Source organism: Synechococcus sp. H60.3, assembly GCF_047462295.1.
Lineage (GTDB): Bacteria > Cyanobacteriota > Cyanobacteriia > Thermostichales > Thermostichaceae > Thermostichus.
On record NZ_JANSIY010000097.1, the window covers coordinates 8046 to 9645 of the forward strand.

Consider the following 1600-nt stretch of genomic DNA (forward strand, 5'->3'; position numbering starts at 1 on the left):
CAATCCGTGATGTGACACCAGAACAACGCCGACAGATTTACCAACAGCTTTTAGGGATGAAGCCAATGCGCAGGATCGAGCAGGTTTTACATCCGATGTACAGTTTAGGGGGCTAGATCTATGGGTGAGGCTGATCGTGTATGGGCGCATCTTGATGCTCAGGGCCAACCGCAGATGGTGGATGTCAGTAACAAATCTGCGTCTTTGCGAGTAGCGACAGCTCAAGCAATAGTTCAACTGCCGCCTGCTTTGAGTACATATATTGTTGGTCAAGATATTTACCTCGAGAAAGGAGTGGTGTTTCAGACAGCAGTTATCGCGGGTACTATGGCTGTTAAAAAGACTGAGCAACTGATCCCTTTTTGTCACCAGATTCCCGTCGAGAGCTGCACCTTTGATATCAAAATTGATGATCGCTTGCTTGTAACTGTTCACTGCACCGTCAAAACCAGCGCCAAAACAGGCGTTGAAATGGAGGCCCTCTGTGGTGCTTCGGTAGCGGCGCTGACGATCTACGACATGTGCAAGTCGGTGTCACCCCACATCTGTATTCGAGAGACCCGCCTAGTGACCAAGTCCGGCGGCAAAAACGCCCTCCTGGAGCGTCCTCTCTACGGTCTGGTACTTACAGGGGGACAGAGCAAGCGCATGGGCCGGGATAAGGCTCTGCTGAACCACACTGGCAAACCCTATGCTGCCTATCTCTATGAATTGCTACAACCCTACTGCCAGCGAGTTTATCTATCAGCGCGTGCCGGTCAGTGGTTGAGCACGCCACTGGAGTTGCTGCCCACGCTGCCGGATCAAGTAGAAAGCGTTGGCCCAATCAGTGGTCTGCTGACTGCCCTGAACACCCATCCCGAAGCTAACTGGTTAGTTGTTGCTTGCGATCTCCTCAATCTGCAAGCAAAGACAATTCAAAAGCTACTGGAGCACTATCAAGCTGAAACGGTTGCGACCTGTTATGCTAACCCCAAACTTGGCTTTCCAGAGGCTCTCTGTGCAATCTATACTCCTCAGGCTGCAGCAGTGCTGAGGGCTGCCTATGCAGCCGGGGTATACTGCCCTGTTAAAGTCCTTGGCGACCAACCCTGTACCCTAGTTACCCCTGACTGTGAGGCCGAACTGATGAACGTCAATACCCCAGAGGAGTATGCTGCCTTTGAACGTCTTTTAAGCCCAAGGTAATCGAAACTATGACAACTCAGTCCATCCTGACCAAAACTGTAACTATCCAGTATGTGGCGATGCTGAGGGAGCAGGCTCAACGAAGTAGAGAAGTGCTCCAAACCAATGCAGCAAGCTACCTGGAGTTGTATCAGCAGGTGAAGGCGAAGTATGGCTTCCCGCTGGCAGTGGAAGATATTAAAGTTGCTGTCAATCATGAATTTTGTGACCTAACTAGTCCGGTCGACGACCACGCCTTCGTAATTTTTATTCCGCCAGTCTGTGGAGGTTAGATGCTGCGGTTTTTGATTAGTGATACTGCTATCCAAACAACCGAGCTCAGCCGCTTACTTGCCGATAGCACAGCGGGTGCCCTCGTAACCTTCGAGGGTTGGGTGCGCAATCACAACAGGGGAAGGACTGTTCTCAGCTT

The 1600-nt window shown here is 51.1% G+C and carries 3 protein-coding genes; all 3 read left to right on the top strand.

Annotated features, from left to right (window positions below; translation table 11 throughout):
• Nucleotides 1-120 precede the first annotated feature (120 nt).
• Nucleotides 121-1188 carry a cyclic pyranopterin monophosphate synthase MoaC gene (gene moaC, locus NW841_RS10065; RefSeq protein ID WP_414335717.1) on the top strand — a complete coding sequence of 356 codons (1068 nt, stop codon included), beginning with the start codon at nt 121-123 and terminating at the stop codon, nt 1186-1188.
• A gap of 8 nt (nt 1189-1196) precedes the next feature.
• A complete protein-coding gene (locus NW841_RS10070) occupies nt 1197-1460 on the top strand; it encodes a MoaD/ThiS family protein (protein WP_414377620.1) in 264 nt (87 codons plus the stop codon).
• On the top strand, nt 1461-1600 hold a 140-nt coding region (locus NW841_RS10075), incomplete at its 3' end, for a molybdenum cofactor biosynthesis protein MoaE (protein ID WP_414386245.1).